Origin of the sequence: Gimesia sp. (assembly GCF_048262075.1) — a bacterium.
Lineage (GTDB): Bacteria > Planctomycetota > Planctomycetia > Planctomycetales > Planctomycetaceae > Gimesia.
Genome location: NZ_JBLXFK010000002.1, coordinates 14139 through 33731 on the forward strand (window position 1 = coordinate 14139; position 19593 = coordinate 33731).

Below are 19593 nucleotides of genomic sequence, written 5' to 3' on the forward strand. Positions count from 1 at the left end.
CCATTCATACCAGCATGGTTTCCAGAATTCGTGAATAACAGCCGAAGGTCCCCTGGTCAAATAACACAAACCGGACCAGTTTGATCTGCTGCGTCGACTCCAGCCTGGTCGCCACCGTCCGTAATGCGATCTCGCCGGCCAGATCAACCGGATAGCGATAAACGCCTGTGCTGATCGCAGGGAAGGCCACAGACCGGCAATCATATTCTTCCGCCAGATTGAGACAGGTCTCGTAGGCGGACTGCAACAACTGACTCTCCTTTTTTCCACCACCCTGCCAGACAGGACCAACCGCATGAAAGAGATACCTGGCAGACAGTTGCCCGGCTGATGTCGCGACGGCACTCCCGGTGGGACAGCCATCCGGATAACGACGCTCCAGTTCTTGCATAATTTCAGGCCCCGCGGCATCGTGTATCGCGCCATCAACACCGCCTCCACCTGCCAGGTAGGAATTGGCCGCATTCACAATCGCATCCACCTCTTGTGAAGTAATATCCCCCCGAACCAGCTCAATCAGGGCAGATCCAAACTGTACGATCATGGGCTCTCAATCTATGATTCGAAATGACAATTCGCTAAGATCAGACATTGATCCAGATAGCCAGTATAAAATACCATAGGCGCGGATCAAAGAGTGAACTTGTCAACAATTCCAGCAATGATTGCGAATCAGTCCACCGTGATAAAAGTCAGCCTCCTCATTCCGACTCTGGATCAGTCCGGTGCAGAAAAACAGTTATCTCTTCTCGCCACCTCTCTGCCTAAAGAGGAATTCGAAGTTCAGGTCATCGCCCTCACGCGCGGCGGCCCTTATGAAACACTACTCCGCGAACACAATATCCCGGTGACGATCCTGAAAAAACGCTTCAAGTTTGATCCACTCGCATACCGCGCACTCAAGAAAACGATTCAACAGCAACAACCCGATATCCTGCATACCTGGTTGTTCGCTGCTAACTCGTATGGCAGAATGGCCGTCAAGCGACTGTCTAAAACCCGGAAAACACCGAAAGTCATTGTCTCCGAACGGTGTGTTGATTCCTGGAAGAGCAAATGGCAGCATAATGTGGACCGTAGACTGCTGCCGCAGACATCACTGCTGGTCGGCAATTCTCAAAGTGTCGTCGACTTTTATCAGGAGCAGGGTGTCCCGCAATCGATTTTGCGTGTGGTCCCAAACGGGATTCCCATCCCCGCGATCGCCAACACGGAAACCACACGCAAGGAGCTCTTTCAACAATACGATATCCCCGCCGATGCACAACTGATGGCGTTCGTCGGGCGCCTGGCACGGCAGAAACGAATTGAAGACCTGCTCTGGACATTGCAACTCCTGCGACAGATGAACGAAAAAATCATCCTGCTGCTGATCGGCGAAGGCCCCGAACGGGCCAAGCTGGAACAGCTGGCACATAAATATACCGTCACCCCCAATGTGCGGTTTCTGGGACACCGCCCGGACGTGAAAGAGTTGTTTCCTCTATTCGACCTGTTCCTGCTGGCCAGTGATTTTGAAGGGCAGTCCAACAGCGTGATGGAAGCCATGTCCTATGGAATTCCTGTGATTGCCAGTGATATTCCCCCTAATCGGGAACTGGTCGTGCATGGTGAAACCGGTTTTTTAACGTCGGTCGGGGATTGTACGGGATATGCACAATATGCTGAACGCATCCTCGCAGACCCGCAACTCGCCTCAGATCTCGGCACAGCCGCCCGAAAAAAGATGCAGCAGGACTTCAGTATTGCTAAAATGACAGCAGGCTACGCGGCCCTCTACCGCGAAGTGCTCGCTTAAATTATTGCCTCACTCAACCAGACATTTCTTTCAGTCGAAGAGTAGAACCCGTTTACCATGTGTGGAATTACCGGTACCTCGTGGACCTCGCGAGACAAAAATATCTCGCCCGACGTGCTCCAGCGCATGACCAGCGTGCTGGCGCATCGAGGCCCGGATGACTCGGGTGGCTATCATACGGATATGCCAGGAAAATCGATTCTATTTTCCGCCGGGAAGCCATTCGCTGATTTCCAGCCCCATTCCAACATTGGTGCAGCACTAGGCCATCGACGTCTCTCGATTATCGACCTGGGAACCGGTCACCAGCCGCTCAGTAACGAAGATGGTTCCGTCTGGATTGCCTTCAACGGAGAAATCTATAACTACCAGGAACTGCGCAGAGAACTGATTCAGCAGGGGCACCAGTTCAAAACCGAAACCGATACCGAGGTCATCGTCCACTTGTACGAAGAGCAGGGGACCGCCTGCGTCGAACGCCTGCGAGGCATGTTCGCATTCGCGATCTGGGATGAACGCCGCCAGCGACTGTTTATCGCCCGCGATCGCCTGGGGCAGAAGCCACTCTTTTATCGCGAGGAAGCAGGCCGAGTGAGTTTTGCCAGTGAGCTGAAATCGCTGCTACAGATCCCCGGTGCCGACAGAACCGTCGATCCCCACGCGATTGACCTGTTTCTCGCCTATCAGTATGTGCCTCATCCCTGGTCGATCCTGAAAGGGTATCACAAATTGCCCCCTGCGCACCGGGCCATCTATGAAAACGGTCAACTGCAGGTCGAACGCTATTGGACACCCCCCTACCAACATCCCGAAAGCAATTCACAGTTTCCGTTTCAAACTGTTGACCAGTGGTCAGCCGCTTTGCGTGAGACACTGACTGAATCCGTCCGAATCCGCATGCGCAGCGATGTTCCCCTGGGCGCGTTTCTCTCGGGAGGCATCGATTCCACGATCATTGCCGGCCTGATGCAGAGCATGTCAGATCGACCAGTGCACACCTTCTCGATTGGTTTCCCGGTCAAACAGTTTGACGAACGCAGCTACGCCCGCGAAGCAGCTAAAATGCTGGGAACCGATCATCACGAATATGTCGTCGAACCTGCCGCCCTGGAAATGCTGCCGCGCCTGGCCTGGCATTATGATGAGCCATTCGCGGACAGTAGCGCGATACCGACCATGTATCTCTCTCAGGTCACCCGCCAGGAAGTAACCGTCTCCCTGTCCGGGGATGGCGGCGATGAACTGTTTGCCGGCTATGATCGCTACCGCGCGGTCGCTCTTTCTCAATGGTTTGATCGTCTGCCTGCATTCGCTCGCAAAATGATGACCGCTTCAATCTGGCAGAAATTGCCCGCATCGGTAGAGCAGAAATCATTTCGTCGTCGCGTCAAACGTTTTCTTGCCGGGCTGTCAGTCTCCCCCGAGCGCCGCTATCTGAAATGGGTTGGGATTTTTGATACCGAACGACGTCACGAAATGTATGCCCCCGGCTTCCGGGAACAACTCACCAATTTTGACGCCGATCAGTTTCTGCTCGACGCCTACCAACTCTGCCCGGATCGTGACTTTGTCACCCGTACCACAGCCACCGATGTGCAGACCTATCTCCCCTGTGACATTCTGACCAAAGTTGACATTGCCAGCATGGCACACAGCCTGGAATGCCGCAGCCCGTTCCTGGATCACCACGTCGCCGAACTCGCGGCGGCGATGCCTTTGAAATATAAAATGCACAAAGGCCGCGGCAAACAGATTCTGACTGATACGTTTTCTGATCTGTTACCTGAATCCATTCAAACCCGTAAAAAAATGGGATTTGGTGTGCCCCTCAATCACTGGTTCCGTAACGAACTCAAACCACTGCTGTTTGATGTGCTGTTAGATCAACGGGCCCTTGATCGGCAGATTTTTGATCCGCAAGCCGTCGAGCAGTTAATCAGCGAGCACCTGAATCTGCAATGGGATCACAGCGCGCGGCTCTGGTCGCTGCTGGTACTGGAACTCTGGTTTCAGACATTCCTGGACCCTGCTGTCATTCCCGATCACTTCCCGGATCCGGTACTCATCTGAGAGCCAGCACATGCTTTTTGGCTGGTAACCCCTTGAGCTTTGTTCTCCTATCCGCGAAAATAGAATGCAGTATCGCATTTTTCCCACCCACCTGTTCCCACCAGTAAGAGACTCTGATGCGCAGTTTATTATTTCTCTTCATCAGTTTAATCATCATGCCTGTCGTCGTATTGGCAGAAACTCCCGGCACTGGCAACAACGCTGACAAAATACGATATGAAGAATGGCCTCAATGGCGCGGACCGCGCGGTGATGGTACGTGGCAGGGACCGCCGATTAAAACCAGTTGGCCTGAAAGCGGCCTGAAGAAACTCTGGGAGCATGATATCGGCGGAGGCTATGGAGGTATCTCTGTCTCGAAACGCAAACTTTACCTCATGGATCGTCCGGTCACCTCATCTGAAGAACAGAAAAAAGCCCAAGGCATTCACGGACATCGGGCAGACCGTCAGAACATCGAGCGCGTACTCTGTTTTGATGCGATCACCGGCAAACAGCTCTGGTCACATTCTTACCCGGCTGTTTATGACAAACTGGATTACGGCAATGGCCCTCGGTGTGCTCCCACTGTGATCAATAATCGTGTCTATACACTGGGCACGATGGGGGATGTCTTCTGTCTCGATGCGAATACGGGAAACGTCATCTGGAATAAACATCTCGTCAAAGACTTCGGTGGAAAAATCCCACAATGGGGTTATGCTGCCGCTCCCTATGTGATTGGTGAGCTGGTGATTCTTATGCCAGGCGGAACAGAACAGGGAACCGCAATCGTAGCCCTTGATCATAATACGGGAAAAGAACGCTGGCGGTCACTGAAAGATGAAGCCGGCTATGCGACTCCGCTCCTGATCCATCGCAAACAGCAGGACCAGCTGATTGTCTGGTCGCCGAATCATATTCATAGTGTCGCCCCTCAAACCGGCGCACATTTCTGGTCGGTTCCTTATAAAGTCACCTACGGCGTGGCAATTGCCAGTCCCATCGAACAGGAGGGAATGATTTTAGTCGCCGGTTACTGGGAAGGTTCCAAAGCCATCCAGTTGGGAGAGAAGCCAGAGCAGGCGGAACTCAAATGGGAAGACCGCCGTACCTTGAGGGGCCTGATGTCACAGCCATTGTACCGGGACGGCTACGCCTACCTGCTGGACAAACAGTTCGGGCTGACCTGCTTTGAGTACGCCACCGGGAAGAAAATCTGGGATGATGACAATCAGATGACACCCGGCAACAGCCGCAACCCGCAGGCAACACTGGTCTGGCTCAACGATTCCTCGCGCACATTGATTCTGAATTCGGAAGGTGCTTTGATCCTCGCGGAAATGACTCCCGCCGGCTATCAGGAACTGGCCCGCACCAGCCTGATCGGCGAAACCTGGGCTCACCCCGCTTACGCAGAAACACGAGTTTATGCCCGCAGTAACACAAAACTCGTTGCCTGTGAACTCCCCATTGAAGAATCGATTGCCGATTCCCCATAAAAGCAAACAGGCTGACCTGTAAACTTCACGACTAACTCGATAAAATGCAGACCGAGCCCTCAGGAGATGATTCTGATTGATCCTGATGTACACTTCTGTTTTTCGATCTGATGTCCTGAGCGCTGATACTGAATTCTCCCGTTATCTAAAGAAAACAATTATACAGTATGAATTCACCAGCGGAAAAACAGTCTGAAAACCCTCAAACCGGGACTGAGCTTTTAGGCCCGGAAATCTGGAATCTGCCGAACCTGATTACCGTCAGCCGACTGGTACTCTCGCTGATTTTGTTTGTCATCATTTATCTGGAAGGCTGGTGGAAGACCTCTGCCGCCTTATTCATTCTTGCTGCTGCAACGGATTTCCTGGACGGGTATTTCGCCCGTAAATACAATCAGGTCACCACACTGGGACGGATACTGGACCCGTTTGTTGATAAAATCATCATCTGTGGTGCCTTCATTTTTCTGTTGGAACGCGGCCCTTCTTCGGGAATCAATGCCTGGTTTGTGCTGATCATTATCGGTCGCGAGATGTTCATCACCAGCCTCCGAGGTTACCTGGAACAGCATGGACGTGATTTTTCCGCCAGCTGGAGTGGCAAAATCAAGATGGGGGTCCAATGTGTCGCGGTGGTTCTCTGTCTGCTGTCACTCAGCCCGGAAGCCCCCTTTGACAGTTCCGCATTTTTTCTGCTTCGCGACATTTCAGTCTGGTCAGCGGCACTTATCACCCTGTACAGCGGTGTCGATTATGTGTTCCGAGCCTCAAGAATTCTGCGTACTAAGCCATTGTCATAAACGTTTTCTGATCTTTGAATACGGAAGAGTCAGTCTGACGCGGGAATTCAATTTCAAAATCTTGAACTTCTCGTCTCCTCTCCGTATAAAATATCAGCAACCGGACAACTGACTTTCATTTAATTAGACACAGCCTTATGCCTGACGAAAATCACCCTTTACCTCCCCCTGATCCTGTCATCATCGTTCAACCGCAGGATTACCAGACAGAGGTCAAAGATTTTTCCTCATCACGGCCTGCTTTTAGAAACACGGTCCGTCCGCCACGCAGTAAACTCCCATTGATCCTGTTTGTTCTGACGTGTCTCAGTACGTTCATCGTTGGCGCAACTCATCACGCTTCGTTTGTGCCTGTTCCCAGAGAATTTGCACGGGTGTACGCTCAAATCCAACTATATGGCTGGTCAACTTTTCTGACCGATGGGATATCTTATGCGGGACCTTTAATGCTGATTCTGCTCTCACATGAAATGGGGCATTACCTGCAGTCGCGGCGGTACCATATTCCTGCCACCCGACCGCTGTTCATCCCGATGCCCATCAGTCCCTTTGGCACCATGGGCGCCGTGATCCTGCAAAAAGGTGGGATCGCCAACCGCAAACAAATGTTTGATATCGCGATTTCCGGTCCGCTCGCAGGGCTGGTCTTCGCCTTGCCTGTTGCTTACTGGGGGGTTCTCAAGTCGACGGTCATCATCACCTCCAAACAGCCTGGCACTTACAGTTTTGGGGAACCGCTGATTCTGCAGTGGATGGTAAACCTGGTTCATGGACCTCTGGCGGAAAATCAGGAAGTTGTCTTGAACCCGCTGCTGTTTGCCGGTTGGGTGGGCATCTTCATCACCGCTTTGAATCTGATTCCCATTGGTCAATTGGATGGGGGGCACATTCTTTATACACTGTTAGGAAAAACTGCCAATCTGATTGCGCGCGGTTTGATGCTGCTGGTAGTGGCCTATATGTTTTACACCGGTAACTTTGGATACGCGCCCATTTTTATCCTGCTGTTTCTGTTTGGCGTTACCCATCCCCCCACAGCCGATGATACAGTCCCCCTGGGAGCTCCACGGATCATCCTGGGCTGGCTGACACTCGCGTTTTTCATCATCGGTTTTACCGTGACGCCGATCATCGTATATTGATACGTCGAATCAGTCCCGCTGAATTCAGGACCGGGGATACTGCTATTTAATCTTGCTCAAGATCAATTCAGCGCGATAGGCAATTTCCAGATCCTTATTACTGGTGGCTTTCTGCAGTTGTGCCTGTGCGGCTTTGCCGTACCCTTCCAGGGTCTTTTGTGCCGCTTCACGTTTCGCCCAGCTCTGGTTACCCAGTTGAGCAATCAAGGCGTCGATGCGTTTCAGCAAAGCCGGGTCGGCATCCAGCAGGATGACAATTCCCGTGCGTCGCACCACATCGGGAAACGGCGTGATTTCCAGCGGCAAGATTTTATCGAGATAACTTTCATCGAGACAGTACACAACAGTTGCCTGATCGCTTCGCAGTGCGTGTTCACTCAGAATCCGCAGGACATGCTCAACTTCTGGTGTGCCCAGACCCAGATCAGTCAGTTGTTTCCTCCAGACCTCCAGCGTCTCTGCCTGTGTCAGCGCAGCAGATTCAATATAAGGGACTAAAACAGCAGGTGTTTTTTTATTCGTACTCGCTGCCTGAGCCTCTTTTTTATCTGTTGGTTTCATAGCTGCTTCTGCGAGCTTCGGTAATGCACCCACAGCCTGTAACTGTTTCCCCAGAACTGCCAGCGTTTTGGCTTTTGCTTCTTTTTCTTTCTGTTTCAGCGATTCTTCTGATAAAGGGTCTACCGGTTTTGCTGCCTTTGGTTGATCTGATTTTGTCCCAGGCTTCTTTTCTTCTTTTTTTATCCCGGGTACCTGTTCGATGGCTGCCACTTTCCAGTGATCCTTCTGCTCAGCAGGCTGTATGACTGTCAAATCCTTTAGAGGATAGGTGTCTGCATTCTGAACCTGAAAGCCATTCTCGGCAGGGGTCAAGGTAATGCGCGGATTATGATTCAGTTCCACGTCATACAGAATAAAGCGATCAGATTTATCAATGCCTTTGACATGCAGGCGATCCGCCTGTTGTAGCGGTCTCAGCCAGTGGGATTCAGACAACTGCATGCTGAGTGGACTCTCTTTAAGCAGATTCTGTGAACGCCAGTAGATGCGTTTCGACTGAATTCGAGCGGTCGGCCAATGCGTTAAAAATCGACCGGAGGGAAATTCCAGCAGCACATCAATATCTTTGGTTGCCGGTCCTGCAAAGGTGATCAATCCCAGTGGCGCCGGTTTATCGCTCTCACTGGCATCGGCGCTCAACCGGCGGGACTGCATATAACCGGGGGTCGTGGATCGGAACAGCGTCGCGTCATTCAGTTTCTTACCATGGGCCGAGACCAGAAACACACTGACATCTCGGACGATCAGTTTTGACGAGGGTGAAGTCTGTGGCTCGCCGGCCCAGGCTGTTTCACACGCACACAACAGTCCAACGACACACAGCAACACCCCTGCGAAAGCCGACACCTGCTTCCGTCGGCCTGAAACGCGAAAGCGATTATTGGTTTGTTTTTTTGATTCTAAATACTGTTTCATGGTAGATCGCTGTATTGGGATTCGTGTTCAGTTACTTCTGGTTCGCCGCCAGTTCTTTGGGTACCGCCCGGATCAGTTTTGGATCCCCCCAGACAAAGCGGTCCCCCACATCCTGATCTTTTCCAAAGTCGACAACCAGCGATAAAGTCTCACAGCCTGTCACATCCAGATCGAGTGATTTCAGTTTCGTGGCGGTCGTATATTCCGGATTTTCAAACAGGGTTTTGCCATCGGCGATTACCTTAACCGCCACATTTCCCAGCTTCCCAGTCACTGCCTGCAGACCAACGGTCGCCTGGAATTTTTCAAAATTCTTCCCCAACTGGTAAACCAGTACGGTCCGGGCATGCACACACAGTCCATTAGAAAAGGACTGCGTTCCGATCTTTAATGGCTGACCGGTCAGGGACTTATTGACCTGATACGGATACTGCTGATTAAAAAAGGGAACCTGAGTCACACTGTCAGGCTGAATTTCCACCAGCGAAACCGAACGCGCATTCACGGTTTTTACAGATTTCAGATAGTCTTTGTCGATGGAAAACTGATCCCCCCAAGGCATCGTAATACTGGCGGTGTTGCCTCCATCTAACTTGACTACACCGGGAATCTGAGTGTTACCAATCAACGTCATCAAGCTCTCTAGTTCCAACTTACTCTCAGGTTTGACCCGATTCTTCTGCAATACCAGCCCCACGACCCGGTCCAGTTTAACTTCGCGTTGCTGACCCTGATATTGAAACAACAGACTCTCCTCGTTGATCCCCACAACTTCACCAGACACGCGGTGGATATTACCATCCTGCGTAGTGACATACGCTGAGTCTTCTGTCTTTGATTCTCCGTTGCGATCCGCCGTCTTCGACTGCTTCTTGTCTTCCTGAATCTTCCAGAGCTCGTGTACAGCGCCCGGCTTTAAGGTAACATCGATCTCTTTCTCAGCCACGGGAACCTGAAAGTGAATCCCCGTTTTGTTCCATTCCTCTAATGTGCCCGAAAGTAACCCTGATTGAGCAATGGTCACCTTCCAGCCCGAACTCTTTTTTCTTTTGGCCTGTTTGTAGAGTTCACTGGGATACGCACCAATATAGAGTTTCGCCTTGCTGTTTTTATCGGTTTCTACAGCAAACGTGTATTCGCCGTCCTGGGGAACCTGGATCAGCCCTTCATAAACGATTCCAAAATTGATGGCACTACGACGGGTGAGCAAAGCCAGTCGCGGACTGGCTCCATATTTTTTAACAGGAACTGCTTTCAGATCGTGCACCGAATTGACTTTCACCGGATGGCTCCATTCCATCAGTCGATAGGCAATATATTTCTCCGGTTTCTCAATCTTTATGGGCAGCCTATATCCCTCTTTATCGACTTTGAATTCCTTAGAGGCAATCTCACGCACTTCTGTATTGACGCGAAACAGCTGTTCTTTGGGAACTTCTGCCTTTTTCATTCCCGGACCTGACACCTGGATTTCCAGCTTTGCCAGGCCGACCGAATGATAATAAGGCAGGGTAAAGCGATGCAGACCTTTGCGAAGCTTGACTTTGGCAGTACGGGGACCGGCAGCGTAACTCGGCTTCTCTCCATCAATCAGTAGTTGACTCACATTCTGCGGCAGCGGCGGTTCCAGAAATTTGTATGATGTCACATCGAACAGGCTGATTTCCTTAAGGTCCGTGCCTGCTTCGATCTTCAATATTTTGGAATCGACCGAGCGGATTATGCCCGTGACCTTCTTCCCGTCATACAGCAGCACTTCGTCGGCAAACGCCAGTGTGGAAAAGATAATTCCCACCAGACAGACCATGCCCGCCAGCACTGAGCCACACATTTTTCGGAATTTCGTCTGTAATATCATCTGCAGCAAACTCTCTAATCTTGTTTTTCAGGAGTCGTTTTTGATTTATCGACAGCCTGATTTCGGGCAAGTCGGCGAAAATAATCTGCCAGGATGTCTTCGTAACCCGGTGGAAAACCTTCCGTGCGCGACTGCAGAATCTTCTCACGCTGTTTCGGGGTCAGATCTGCCCAGTTTCGGCCCTTTTTCTCAGGAGCTTTCAGTTCCCCCTGTCCGCCGGGACCTTTTCCTAAAGTCGAAGAGTTAGCCGGACGTGAAGGATTCGCGCCTGCCGCTCCGCCCCCTTTTTTACACGACTTTTCCAGCATTTCTACCAGCATATCCAGCCGACTGATAATCCGCGGCTGCGTGGTTTTCGCAGGCTGGGTTGTCTGTCCCTTATCAAAATCAGTAATGACTGACTTCACATCGGTCTGGATATTTTTGAAAGGATCTTTCAGCCAGGCGTCATCCTTCAGCTTCGACAGATTGTCTTTCGGTTCCGGTGGAATAATCAGCGGTACTTTAATCGGCTCTGCCTCTGGCTTTGCCGCTTCGACCGCATCTGCGAAGGCACTCTGCAAACTGGCAGCAAAAAGCAGCGGGGCACAAATCGTCAATGACAGCAGGAATCTTAAGTGTGTTTGAGTGGTTTTGTTGCGTTTCATCATCAATCTCCTGCCAGACAATGGGGACAGGTCATACTGTGTAATCGTCCGGTGATTAAATCAATTTCCTTCTGGCGAACCGAAAGCAGATCAATCCGTTCCTGACGTGACGTTTCCGTGATTTTCTTCTTCTCGATCTGGCGATCCAGCTGATCTGTTCGCGTATGCACCGACTGCTGCATCCAGCGTAACATTTTGACTTCCGCCAGCAGTTTGTTGCGATTCCCTTTACAGCCTTTACACTGGCCACCTCCATTTTTATTGGAGGGACGGGAAGCATCAATCATCGCATCCAGCAGCGCCTGCAGATCGGCCTCGATCTGTTTCTGATCATCGACCATTTCTTTGTCGGCTTGCCCCAGCAACAGACCTTCATCGACCAACTCCATCTGTTCCCGTACTGCGCCCAGCGCAACGGGTAGTACCAGGCTGAACTGTGTCAGTTCACAAAGCTCGATCGACTCGGAACAGACGCTGATAATTTTTTCTTCAGAAGTCGCCAGTCGTCTGACGGCAGCCAGGGCCTGTTTCTGCTTCTGTGCCACACGATCCTGCAGTTTGGTCGTCACTTCGCGAATCTGTTTCTGCTGCGCGATCATATCCTGCAACTGATCCATCACCCGCTGACGTACCATTGATTCGACTTCTTTCCGCAATTTGTCTTCCAGCTTTTTCGTATCCTGCTGTGCCGAGCTCAACTGTTTAATCGCTTTTTTCTGTTCTTCAGAAGCGGGTTTGGGTTGAGAGGCTCCCAGCTTTTTGCAGGCGCCCCCCATACATTTTCCTGCACCGGAGAGTGACTTGCAGATACTCTGCGAGGCCGGTCCGTATTCACGCAGCATTTGCTCCAGATTCTCTGCGGACTTCTTGTTTCGCTGTTCGCTGGTTTCCAGCGCTTTCAAATCTTTTTTATTGCCACTTTTTTTCTGCTGGTCCAGAGTGTTCGACAGCTGCAATTCCTCTTTCTTGAGAAGCTTATTCAGCGTTTCACGCGAATCAATCAGCTTACGTAACTGTTCCAGCTTCAGTTCCAGTCCGATGTCGGCAGTCAGTAACAGTTTTTTGAGTTCTTCCAGCAGAACGAGAATTTCTTTCTGTTCCTGGCTGGCCTTATCCAGTTTGAGATCATCCAGCATTTTGGAGGCTTCGCCCATGCGATCCAGGATCAACTGCTCCCGGGCTTTGCGTAATCCCAGCAGCAGTCGCGCCGCATCGTCCGGCTGTGAATCACGAATCAGCTTGGAAAGCCGAAACATCCGCTCTTCCAGCTCCTGCATATGCGCTTTCGCTTTATCCTGTTCAAACTGAATTCGTGCCTGCGGCGCAATTTGCTTACCGTCATCAACAGTCTTGGTTGCATCTGCAGCAACTTTCTCCGCGGCATCAATCGAGCCCATCATCTGCGAACTGATCAACAGCCACACCAGTCCCGCTGCCATTATTGTCTTTCTGTTCTGCATTTCCCTCACCTCCATTACAGGGGGGCCTTGAAATATGTTTCTGACTTCAATTATCGAAAATCGAGTTGACCTGTTTTTTCTTGAGTTCTTCAGTTTTTTCTTTCACCAGCTGTTCCAGTTTGATCACTGCATTCAACTGGTTGACGACATCAATAAAACTGTCCCATTGCGCCATACTATTCAAAATCTGATCCAGTGATTTCAAAACCTCATCCTGCCGCGCATTAATCTGTTCCAGCGGGTCAGGGGTCTCTCCGCGTAAGGTTTCCAGCGACTGTCGCTGTAATTCCATGTCGCGATCATGCAGATTCTCCAGAGGCTTGAGCACTGTCTGTGAAATTAACTGGTAAGTCTCTTCCCCTCCCAACTGGTTCAGCTTCATTTCCTCGACGGAACCGTTCAACGCGTGGCTGACCTGTCCTACCTCCCGTCTGATCAGTTGATGCTGACGCATCCAGTCGGCTGCCTGATCCAGACTTTGCGCCAGTTTAAACTGGTCTCTTAATTGTTCCGCCTGATCCCGGGCTTTGCGTAATCGCGATCGGAGTTGCTGTTGTCTTAACAGAATTTCCCGAAACAGTTCTTCCGGTTTGACGACGCGAAAGACCAGTTGACGGGAACTGGTCTTCTGGACGCCGGTATAACAGTTATCCTCTGCATGACTTTGAAACGTCACCACCGCACCGGGACTTAATTTCAATTCAGAGATCGACACACGTTTTTCATCTTCAATCACATTTTCCACCGCCGGGTCTGCAGGTCCGTAGATGGGATAATCTTTTTTGGTAACCGCCTGCTTTTTCTTTTCGTCTTCAGGGTTTCCGAACACCTGATTCAGAGCCGCTTCCGTTACGTTCTGACTCTTTTTAGACTCTGTTTCAGCGAGTGGTAAATTCGAATCCATGCCAACCCACCTGATACCATAATCGTCACGTGCGATAATCGAGAAGGGGATTGTGGCATCTGCCGTAATCCGCTGTCGTACTCCTGAATACCGGAAACTCAATCGGGGACCACGATCCGGTTGCACACCAATCGAGACTGGTCGTGGATGCGAATGAATCTCATACTCTGCCGAGTGTAACGTCAATCGGAAATTCACAGGCTTCTCATGCGTCCATTCTGCCTGAAAGTGCTTACCATCTGTACTCTTCCATTGTAACGAAACGTCCTCAGAATCAACGTCAATCTCACGGACTTTGACATTTGTCGTCAATTCCAGCAGCACCTTCGACTGAGGCAATAATCTCACATTCCCCTCACTGGCTGAGAAATGTGACACAAATGGTTCTGAGAACCGGGGATGCGTCGCCTGGATTTTCAAATCGGTAATACGGGGCCGATCAATGGGTACAATCTCAAACGGCTCCGATTCTCCATCTCCGCCCCAGGCATAAGCTTGAACCGGCAACTGAAGCGAGGGCACTTCATAACGAAAATCCCCCTCCTGAAAACGGTTCATTGTAATCGTTTCACTGTGACCATCTTCCCCCGTCAGATACAGCCACACACTTTCCGTCGGCTCTTCCTGGTCTTCGACGACCACCTGCAACGCTGCCGACTCCCCGCGCGGAATGATCCATTGTCCGTCCTGCAGTCCCACCACCGTCAAACTTGTATTCCGAGGCCAGGGCGCGTTCGAGCCCGCGAACCATCGCTGACTCCATAACCGGCTCGCTTCGGGAACTGCAATTCCAAAACCAAGGGGAATCAGGACCACCGCCAGCAAGATCAACAGGCAATTCCGGGTATGTCGAGAATCAATTACCTCCTGAAAGGGATATTGGCTGAGTGACTGATAATTCGACTGCACCGCCTGTTCAATCATCGGCTGCGACTGTTCGGACTGGGTCAGATGACTCGGCAACTGCAGTACACTCGCGACACGTGGCGCCAGCGCCTGCTGAGGAATCACCTTTTTCGAACGGTCAATCAGATTTGCGATTTCAATAGGCGATAGCGAAACCCGCAGAGGCAGATAGATAAACCGATAGATCAGATAACCGATCACAACCAGACAGACCAGCAGATACAGCATGCGGGCCACCTGACTCAGTCCCAGCCACCAGTCGAACAGCAGTGACAGACTCGCCAGTCCCAGCAGCGCAGCCAGTATCCGCACCGTTGCCTCCAGCACAGTATGCCGGCGCAAGGAGACCCCGACGCGTTCCAGTTTCCCGGAAATCGTCTGCTGCAGCGCCTCGAATTCTTCAGATCGTGGCGTGGGGGACATCTACTACGGACTCCTTCTGTTCTGTAAGCATATTGTTAAATCAGTCGACACCATTTTCTCAAAATCCATTCTGTCACCAGCAAACCAAAAATCAGTATATAAAACAGGGGCGCATCCCAGATTTCCTGACGTTCTTCCAGCAGGCGGGATACCTGCTTGATCTTAAATGCATTCACGATTCCGTCTGACTCCGCGAGATCAAATACCCGCCCTCCCGTAGAAACAGCCATGGTCTGCAGGAATGCTTCATCTAAAGTCGGGTTTTCCAGTTCCTTGTTCGGAAACTCGACTTTAATAGGCAGCGTCGCCGCTTTGACTGTCGCTCCAGCCGCTTCGTCACCCAGCCAGACCCGGACGAAATAGGTCCCAGGTTGCGAAACCGGAAATGACGTGGAAAACTCGCCCGCTTTATTGCCAGCTGTCAATGTCAAAGGAATCGGTTGATCATCGCCGCGTTCGACATCACCGTACAGACGTTGTAATCCTGGCTCCATCTGCGACTCATCCAGAAAGCGGGCTATGATTTTTGCCTGACTTCCAGGCTGATAAGTGGCCTGGGGTGTCGACAGGCGAAATGGATAATTCCCCCCCAACTGTTTACTGCGCCCCGCGCGATCCACAACACGCGCCCAGAAGCCATCGAAGAACTGCTCATCCAGATAACGCCAGCGATAAGTACTGTCAAAGCCGATAAAGATCGACCAGCCGGGTCCCACACGTTGTGATGCAATCAGGACTTCCTGACCATATTCGTTACGCATCCGGGGATCGGCGTGCACCGCCAGAACTGTCGCACCTGGCTTGGCTTTGGTGACAGGGAAATGCCAGAACATCCCGGGCAGATTATCTAAAATCTGCTCGTTGGCCTGGCGATCCGTGGAAAATGTGAAGATCGGGTCCTGGTATCCCGGATCCGTCACATCCAGTTTCCAGGGAGAACGGGCACTCAGGCGGATCTGTACCTGCGATCGAAACAGGCCTGGTTCCCGAATCACGGGTAGCAGATTCAGCCAACCGAGCGAAGGATCTGACTGGCGATCAAACATCCGTGCGGTCTGCATTTCACCGGCAATATAGACAAGGCCACCCCCCGCTTTGGTGACGAAAGACGTCAGCAGCTCCGGAAAGTTGATCGGCCACTGTGTCGGATCGGGGTCATACAGGATCACGCAGTCATAGTCATTCATCTCCTCCTGCGTCACAGGCAAACGGCGAATCGGCAGATCCCCCGGATGTTCGTATGTTTTATCAGCCGCCATCAGCCACGAGGAGAGATTAATCTGTCGATCCCGCAGAAACGTGTTCCGTAGAAACTGCACTTCAGGGAAGGTCGAACCGGCGATGAACAACACATTCAGCCGCTGGCGAATCACTCGGACTTCTGCTGACGCCAGATTATCATCCTGTGAGATTTCCGGTCCCGCATCGACAATTTTGGCCCGGAACTCCAGCTTCCCGGTCTTGGTCTCGCTGAATTCATAGGTCTTGGGCTGCAAAGCTCCTTCCAGATTGAGTACGATATCTTCACGGATAAATTCCTGCCAGGGTCCGCCATTTCTGCGCTGTTCAATCACAAGAGTTGCCGATTCGGCTTGCATACCCCGCGATTCAATATGCACGGTGATCTGATTCGGATCCTGCACAAAGACAACCGGGCTGGCTTCCAGTTGAGTGATTGCGACATTCCGCGGCCCATCAGTTGTTCCCACTCCGACTGTCACCAGGGGCACGCCCTCATCTGAGAGCATCTGCAGAACTTCTTCCGGGGCTTCTCCCGCCGTCGACTGACCATCACTGATAAGTAACACGCCGGATAAAGGCATTCCCGAATAGGACAGTAATGCCTGTCTCAGCGAACTGGCAATCGCGGTTCCTGTTCCACCAGGCTGCCATGCTTCCGCAAGCGACAGCGCCTCGGGATTAAATTTGTCAGAGAAACTATGAAGATGGACAGTGCGTGCTCCGTCTGCGGACAGTTTTTTCAGAAACGATTCATTCACCAGTTTCTGAGCCAGCTGCATCCGATTCATCTGTCGTAAAGCAGCCGTATCAGCCGACATACCCAACTGACGGGAAACCTTGTTCGCTTTGTCTTCATCCTTCCAGGCATCTTTTAACGACATCGAAAGGGAATTGTCCATAAGAACCAGCAGATGCGAGGGTATTTTCTCTTCTTTACTGAGCACCAGAATCGGCTCCAGCAGCATGGCAATCACCAGGAGCACGATGGAGATCCGGATCGTATACAGCAGACAGCGACGTATGAAAGGGACCTGCTGTGCATCACGTTTGTAGAGCCACCAGCCGCCGCCGATCAAAACGACAATGCCCACAATCAGCACCAGTCGCCAGTCTCCCCCCGGCAGTCCCACCCACTGCGCAGACCAGTGGCCTCCTTCGGTCCAGGCCGAAGCTTTGATGCCAAACAGGAATTCCAGAAAACCGTTCAAAGTCACTTCTTTCTGTTTACCGCCGACGACCAATATAGGTCGCCAGCATACTTTCCGAGATCAGACAGCCCAGTAGCAGGACTGCCAGATAACGCCATAACTCGGTCCCTTCGGTGGCAAGGTCCATTTCTTTTCCCTGGTACCGGATCAGTTTTAAAGGCATTTTCCCCAAAAACTGCTGCAACGCCGGTTCATCCAGTTTCTTTTGTAATGAGTCATCCACGTCGGGATTGATCGCAAAGTTTTGTGTCTGTTTTCCGAGCTGTGTATCCTGCCACTCCGCCTCCACGACTCCAGCAAAGCGAACCGGGGGAGAACTGAGTGTGGTTTTGCCCTCGGCGTTGCTGGCAAATACGAGTTCCAGGGGGTTCTGTTCCTGATCCAGCCAGATCAACTCGCCCGACTGTGGAGCGGTGACCGTTTCCAGCTCAAAATGGATGGGCTCACCTGCTGTCAGATTCTCTCCCCGTTGAATTTCAGCGGCGATCTGCTGTGCCGCCACACGCATCGCCAGTACAAAACTCGGTTCTGCCGGCCAGTCACTCCACTTCTTATCCGCAGTGATGGTCCATAACAGAACGCGTCCTTCACCAAACCGCTTTTCCAGAACCGCGGGCGACTGCTGCGCATCGTTCCAGCGTGCCAGCACACGCGTCTGCTGTGAATCGGCTCCTTCATCCAGAGTCACATCGACGAAACGCCGCGGTCGGATACGGCTTAACAGTTCGGGAGTTAATCCTTTCAGTAATTCGATGGGAGAATCTGCAATCGGTTCGATCACCAGTCCCTGGGAGGAGAGATCGCGTACCTGCTGCAGTCGTGCCGGCAGTAGTCCGTTCCCCCCTTTGTACAATCCCTCATTGTAAAGCTGCAAATCACACTGATCGCCGGCAAAGATCATCAGGCCGGTTCCCAGTGAGACCAGCTCTTCCAGCTCTTTGATTCGCTCCTTGGATAATTGATCGACATTTGCCAGCACAATCAAATCGGGAGCCGTCAACAGCTGCGTTTTCCAGGTCGAGCTTTCCGCCTGGGTCACCTGCCAGTTGGAATTCCCGGCCGAGAGTGCCAGCGCCAGAAAATCAGTCTCACTTTCAAACGGATTCAGTCCCGGCTCCCCATCGACGAGTACGACGTCTACCATCTGGCGAACATTAATAATCTTCCGCTGAACGTTGTCATCCAGTAATTTGTCTGCGGGAATACTTAAGGTTACAGTATGCTGGCCTGCCTGGTCAAAACGCACACTGACCGGCACACTCACTGTTTTCTCAGCCGGAATTTCAGGCAACGTCACCGGTGTGACATTTCCATCTACGGTCAACAAAGCCTGTCCCGATTTCAAAGGCTCCTCGCCGGCATTTTCAATCACTGCAGTCAGCTTCACTTCCTGGTCAACCAGCGCGATCCGACTATCCAGTTCCAGAGAACGTAATACGCGATTGCCGGCCGGCTCGTCACCAATATCGATAAAGCGGACCGTCACCTGTTCCTGAGACCAGCGATCAAACAGATCACGCACTTCATCCGTCCAGCCTGCCTGCCAGAGATCCGTGATAATAATAACTTCCTTAACCGGAAATGTTGCTTCCTGCAGTTGACGGTCAATGTCTTCCAGGGTCGACATCCAATGGCTGCCCATTTGCGTGTGAGGCAGTTCATTCACGCGACTGACCAGTTTTTTCCGTTCACTCTCATCCAGGTGTGACATTCGCACCAGCGGCGCGGCCGGATTCGAGGCCAGCACGACGGATACGGAATCCTGTGGTCCCAACTGGTTCAGCACCTGACGCGTGGCATTCTGGGCCCGTTCAAAGGCGCTTTGATCCGTTTTCTGATAGGCCATGCTCAACGAGTCATCAATGACGATCACACGACTGGCACGCCCCTCAACAGACAGAAAACCTGCCAGATTCGTTCCGGAACTGATGGGACGAGCGACCGCCAGAAACAGGGCCAGCACTGCTAACGTGCGGATCGCCAGCAGCAGCCACTGTTCCAGTTTTAAGCGACGCTTGTTGGTCTTGAGTGTCAGTTTGAGATATTCCATGGGCGCCCAGTCCACGCGAATAAACCGTCGCCGGTTTAACAGGTGGATAATAATGGGGGCGGTTGCCAGAACCGTTCCCGCTAGTAATAAGGGTGCCAGAAACTGCATAGTGTCTTTCGAATTTCTCT

At 51.8% G+C, this 19593-nt stretch carries 13 protein-coding genes; 5 read left to right on the top strand and 8 right to left on the bottom strand.

The window, feature by feature from the left end:
- Window positions 1–4 precede the first annotated feature (4 nt).
- Entirely contained in the window at window positions 5–544 is a 540-nt protein-coding gene (locus ACN0YH_RS03780) for an O-acetyl-ADP-ribose deacetylase (protein WP_417378225.1), read from the bottom strand.
- A 99-nt stretch (window positions 545–643) separates the two neighbouring features.
- On the opposite strand from ACN0YH_RS03780, the gene ACN0YH_RS03785 reads away from it, so the two are divergent.
- From ACN0YH_RS03785 to ACN0YH_RS03805, 5 genes are all read left to right on the top strand, one after another.
- Window positions 644–1798 (top strand): glycosyltransferase, encoded by a 1155-nt coding sequence (locus ACN0YH_RS03785; protein WP_417378226.1) that lies wholly within the window; start codon window positions 644–646, stop codon window positions 1796–1798.
- 57 nt (window positions 1799–1855) lie between these two features.
- Window positions 1856–3868, top strand: coding sequence for an asparagine synthase (glutamine-hydrolyzing) (gene asnB, locus ACN0YH_RS03790; RefSeq protein ID WP_417378227.1), 2013 nt, complete (start codon window positions 1856–1858; stop codon window positions 3866–3868).
- Window positions 3869–3984: 116 nt separating this feature from the next.
- A complete protein-coding gene (locus ACN0YH_RS03795) occupies window positions 3985–5349 on the top strand; it encodes a PQQ-binding-like beta-propeller repeat protein (protein WP_417378228.1) in 1365 nt (454 codons plus the stop codon).
- A gap of 167 nt (window positions 5350–5516) precedes the next feature.
- Window positions 5517–6149: a CDP-diacylglycerol--glycerol-3-phosphate 3-phosphatidyltransferase gene (gene pgsA, locus ACN0YH_RS03800; RefSeq protein ID WP_417378229.1), complete on the top strand. Its 633-nt coding sequence runs from the start codon at window positions 5517–5519 to the stop codon at window positions 6147–6149.
- Window positions 6150–6286: 137 nt separating this feature from the next.
- Complete coding sequence (locus ACN0YH_RS03805) at window positions 6287–7291, top strand: site-2 protease family protein (RefSeq protein WP_417378230.1); 1005 nt, start codon at window positions 6287–6289, stop codon at window positions 7289–7291.
- 42 nt (window positions 7292–7333) lie between these two features.
- On the opposite strand, the gene ACN0YH_RS03810 is transcribed toward ACN0YH_RS03805, so the two are convergent.
- Genes ACN0YH_RS03810 through ACN0YH_RS03840 form a run of 7 tightly spaced genes read right to left on the bottom strand, consistent with a single transcriptional unit; the run spans window position 7334 to window position 19573 of the window.
- Window positions 7334–8767 (bottom strand): hypothetical protein, encoded by a 1434-nt coding sequence (locus ACN0YH_RS03810; protein WP_417378231.1) that lies wholly within the window; start codon window positions 8765–8767, stop codon window positions 7334–7336.
- 31 nt (window positions 8768–8798) lie between these two features.
- Complete coding sequence (locus tag ACN0YH_RS03815) at window positions 8799–10598, bottom strand: NPCBM/NEW2 domain-containing protein (protein ID WP_417378232.1); 1800 nt, start codon at window positions 10596–10598, stop codon at window positions 8799–8801.
- A gap of 41 nt (window positions 10599–10639) precedes the next feature.
- On the bottom strand, window positions 10640–11275 hold the full coding sequence (locus ACN0YH_RS03820; protein ID WP_417378233.1) for a hypothetical protein: 636 nt from the start codon (window positions 11273–11275) through the stop codon (window positions 10640–10642).
- On the bottom strand, window positions 11275–12732 hold the full coding sequence (locus tag ACN0YH_RS03825) for a hypothetical protein (protein ID WP_417378234.1): 1458 nt from the start codon (window positions 12730–12732) through the stop codon (window positions 11275–11277). The genes ACN0YH_RS03820 and ACN0YH_RS03825 overlap by 1 nt, the downstream gene beginning before the upstream one ends.
- A gap of 46 nt (window positions 12733–12778) precedes the next feature.
- On the bottom strand, window positions 12779–14965 hold the full coding sequence (locus ACN0YH_RS03830; protein WP_417378235.1) for a hypothetical protein: 2187 nt from the start codon (window positions 14963–14965) through the stop codon (window positions 12779–12781).
- Window positions 14966–15000: 35 nt separating this feature from the next.
- Window positions 15001–17448 (bottom strand): hypothetical protein, encoded by a 2448-nt coding sequence (locus ACN0YH_RS03835; protein WP_417378236.1) that lies wholly within the window; start codon window positions 17446–17448, stop codon window positions 15001–15003.
- A complete protein-coding gene (locus ACN0YH_RS03840) occupies window positions 17432–19573 on the bottom strand; it encodes a BatA domain-containing protein (RefSeq protein WP_417378237.1) in 2142 nt (713 codons plus the stop codon). The genes ACN0YH_RS03835 and ACN0YH_RS03840 overlap by 17 nt, the downstream gene beginning before the upstream one ends.
- Window positions 19574–19593 lie beyond the last annotated feature (20 nt).

Coding starts and splice junctions, on each gene's coding strand:
- pgsA (WP_417378229.1), top strand. CDS start 5,517: ATGAATTCACCAGCGGAAAAACAGTCTGAAAACCCTCAAACCGGGACT.
- ACN0YH_RS03820 (WP_417378233.1), bottom strand. CDS start 11,275: ATGATGAAACGCAACAAAACCACTCAAACACACTTAAGATTCCTGCTG.
- ACN0YH_RS03780 (WP_417378225.1), bottom strand. CDS start 544: ATGATCGTACAGTTTGGATCTGCCCTGATTGAGCTGGTTCGGGGGGAT.
- ACN0YH_RS03810 (WP_417378231.1), bottom strand. CDS start 8,767: ATGAAACAGTATTTAGAATCAAAAAAACAAACCAATAATCGCTTTCGC.
- ACN0YH_RS03825 (WP_417378234.1), bottom strand. CDS start 12,732: ATGCAGAACAGAAAGACAATAATGGCAGCGGGACTGGTGTGGCTGTTG.
- ACN0YH_RS03805 (WP_417378230.1), top strand. CDS start 6,287: ATGCCTGACGAAAATCACCCTTTACCTCCCCCTGATCCTGTCATCATC.
- ACN0YH_RS03795 (WP_417378228.1), top strand. CDS start 3,985: ATGCGCAGTTTATTATTTCTCTTCATCAGTTTAATCATCATGCCTGTC.
- asnB (WP_417378227.1), top strand. CDS start 1,856: ATGTGTGGAATTACCGGTACCTCGTGGACCTCGCGAGACAAAAATATC.
- ACN0YH_RS03840 (WP_417378237.1), bottom strand. CDS start 19,573: ATGCAGTTTCTGGCACCCTTATTACTAGCGGGAACGGTTCTGGCAACC.
- ACN0YH_RS03815 (WP_417378232.1), bottom strand. CDS start 10,598: ATGTGTGGCTCAGTGCTGGCGGGCATGGTCTGTCTGGTGGGAATTATC.
- ACN0YH_RS03830 (WP_417378235.1), bottom strand. CDS start 14,965: ATGTCCCCCACGCCACGATCTGAAGAATTCGAGGCGCTGCAGCAGACG.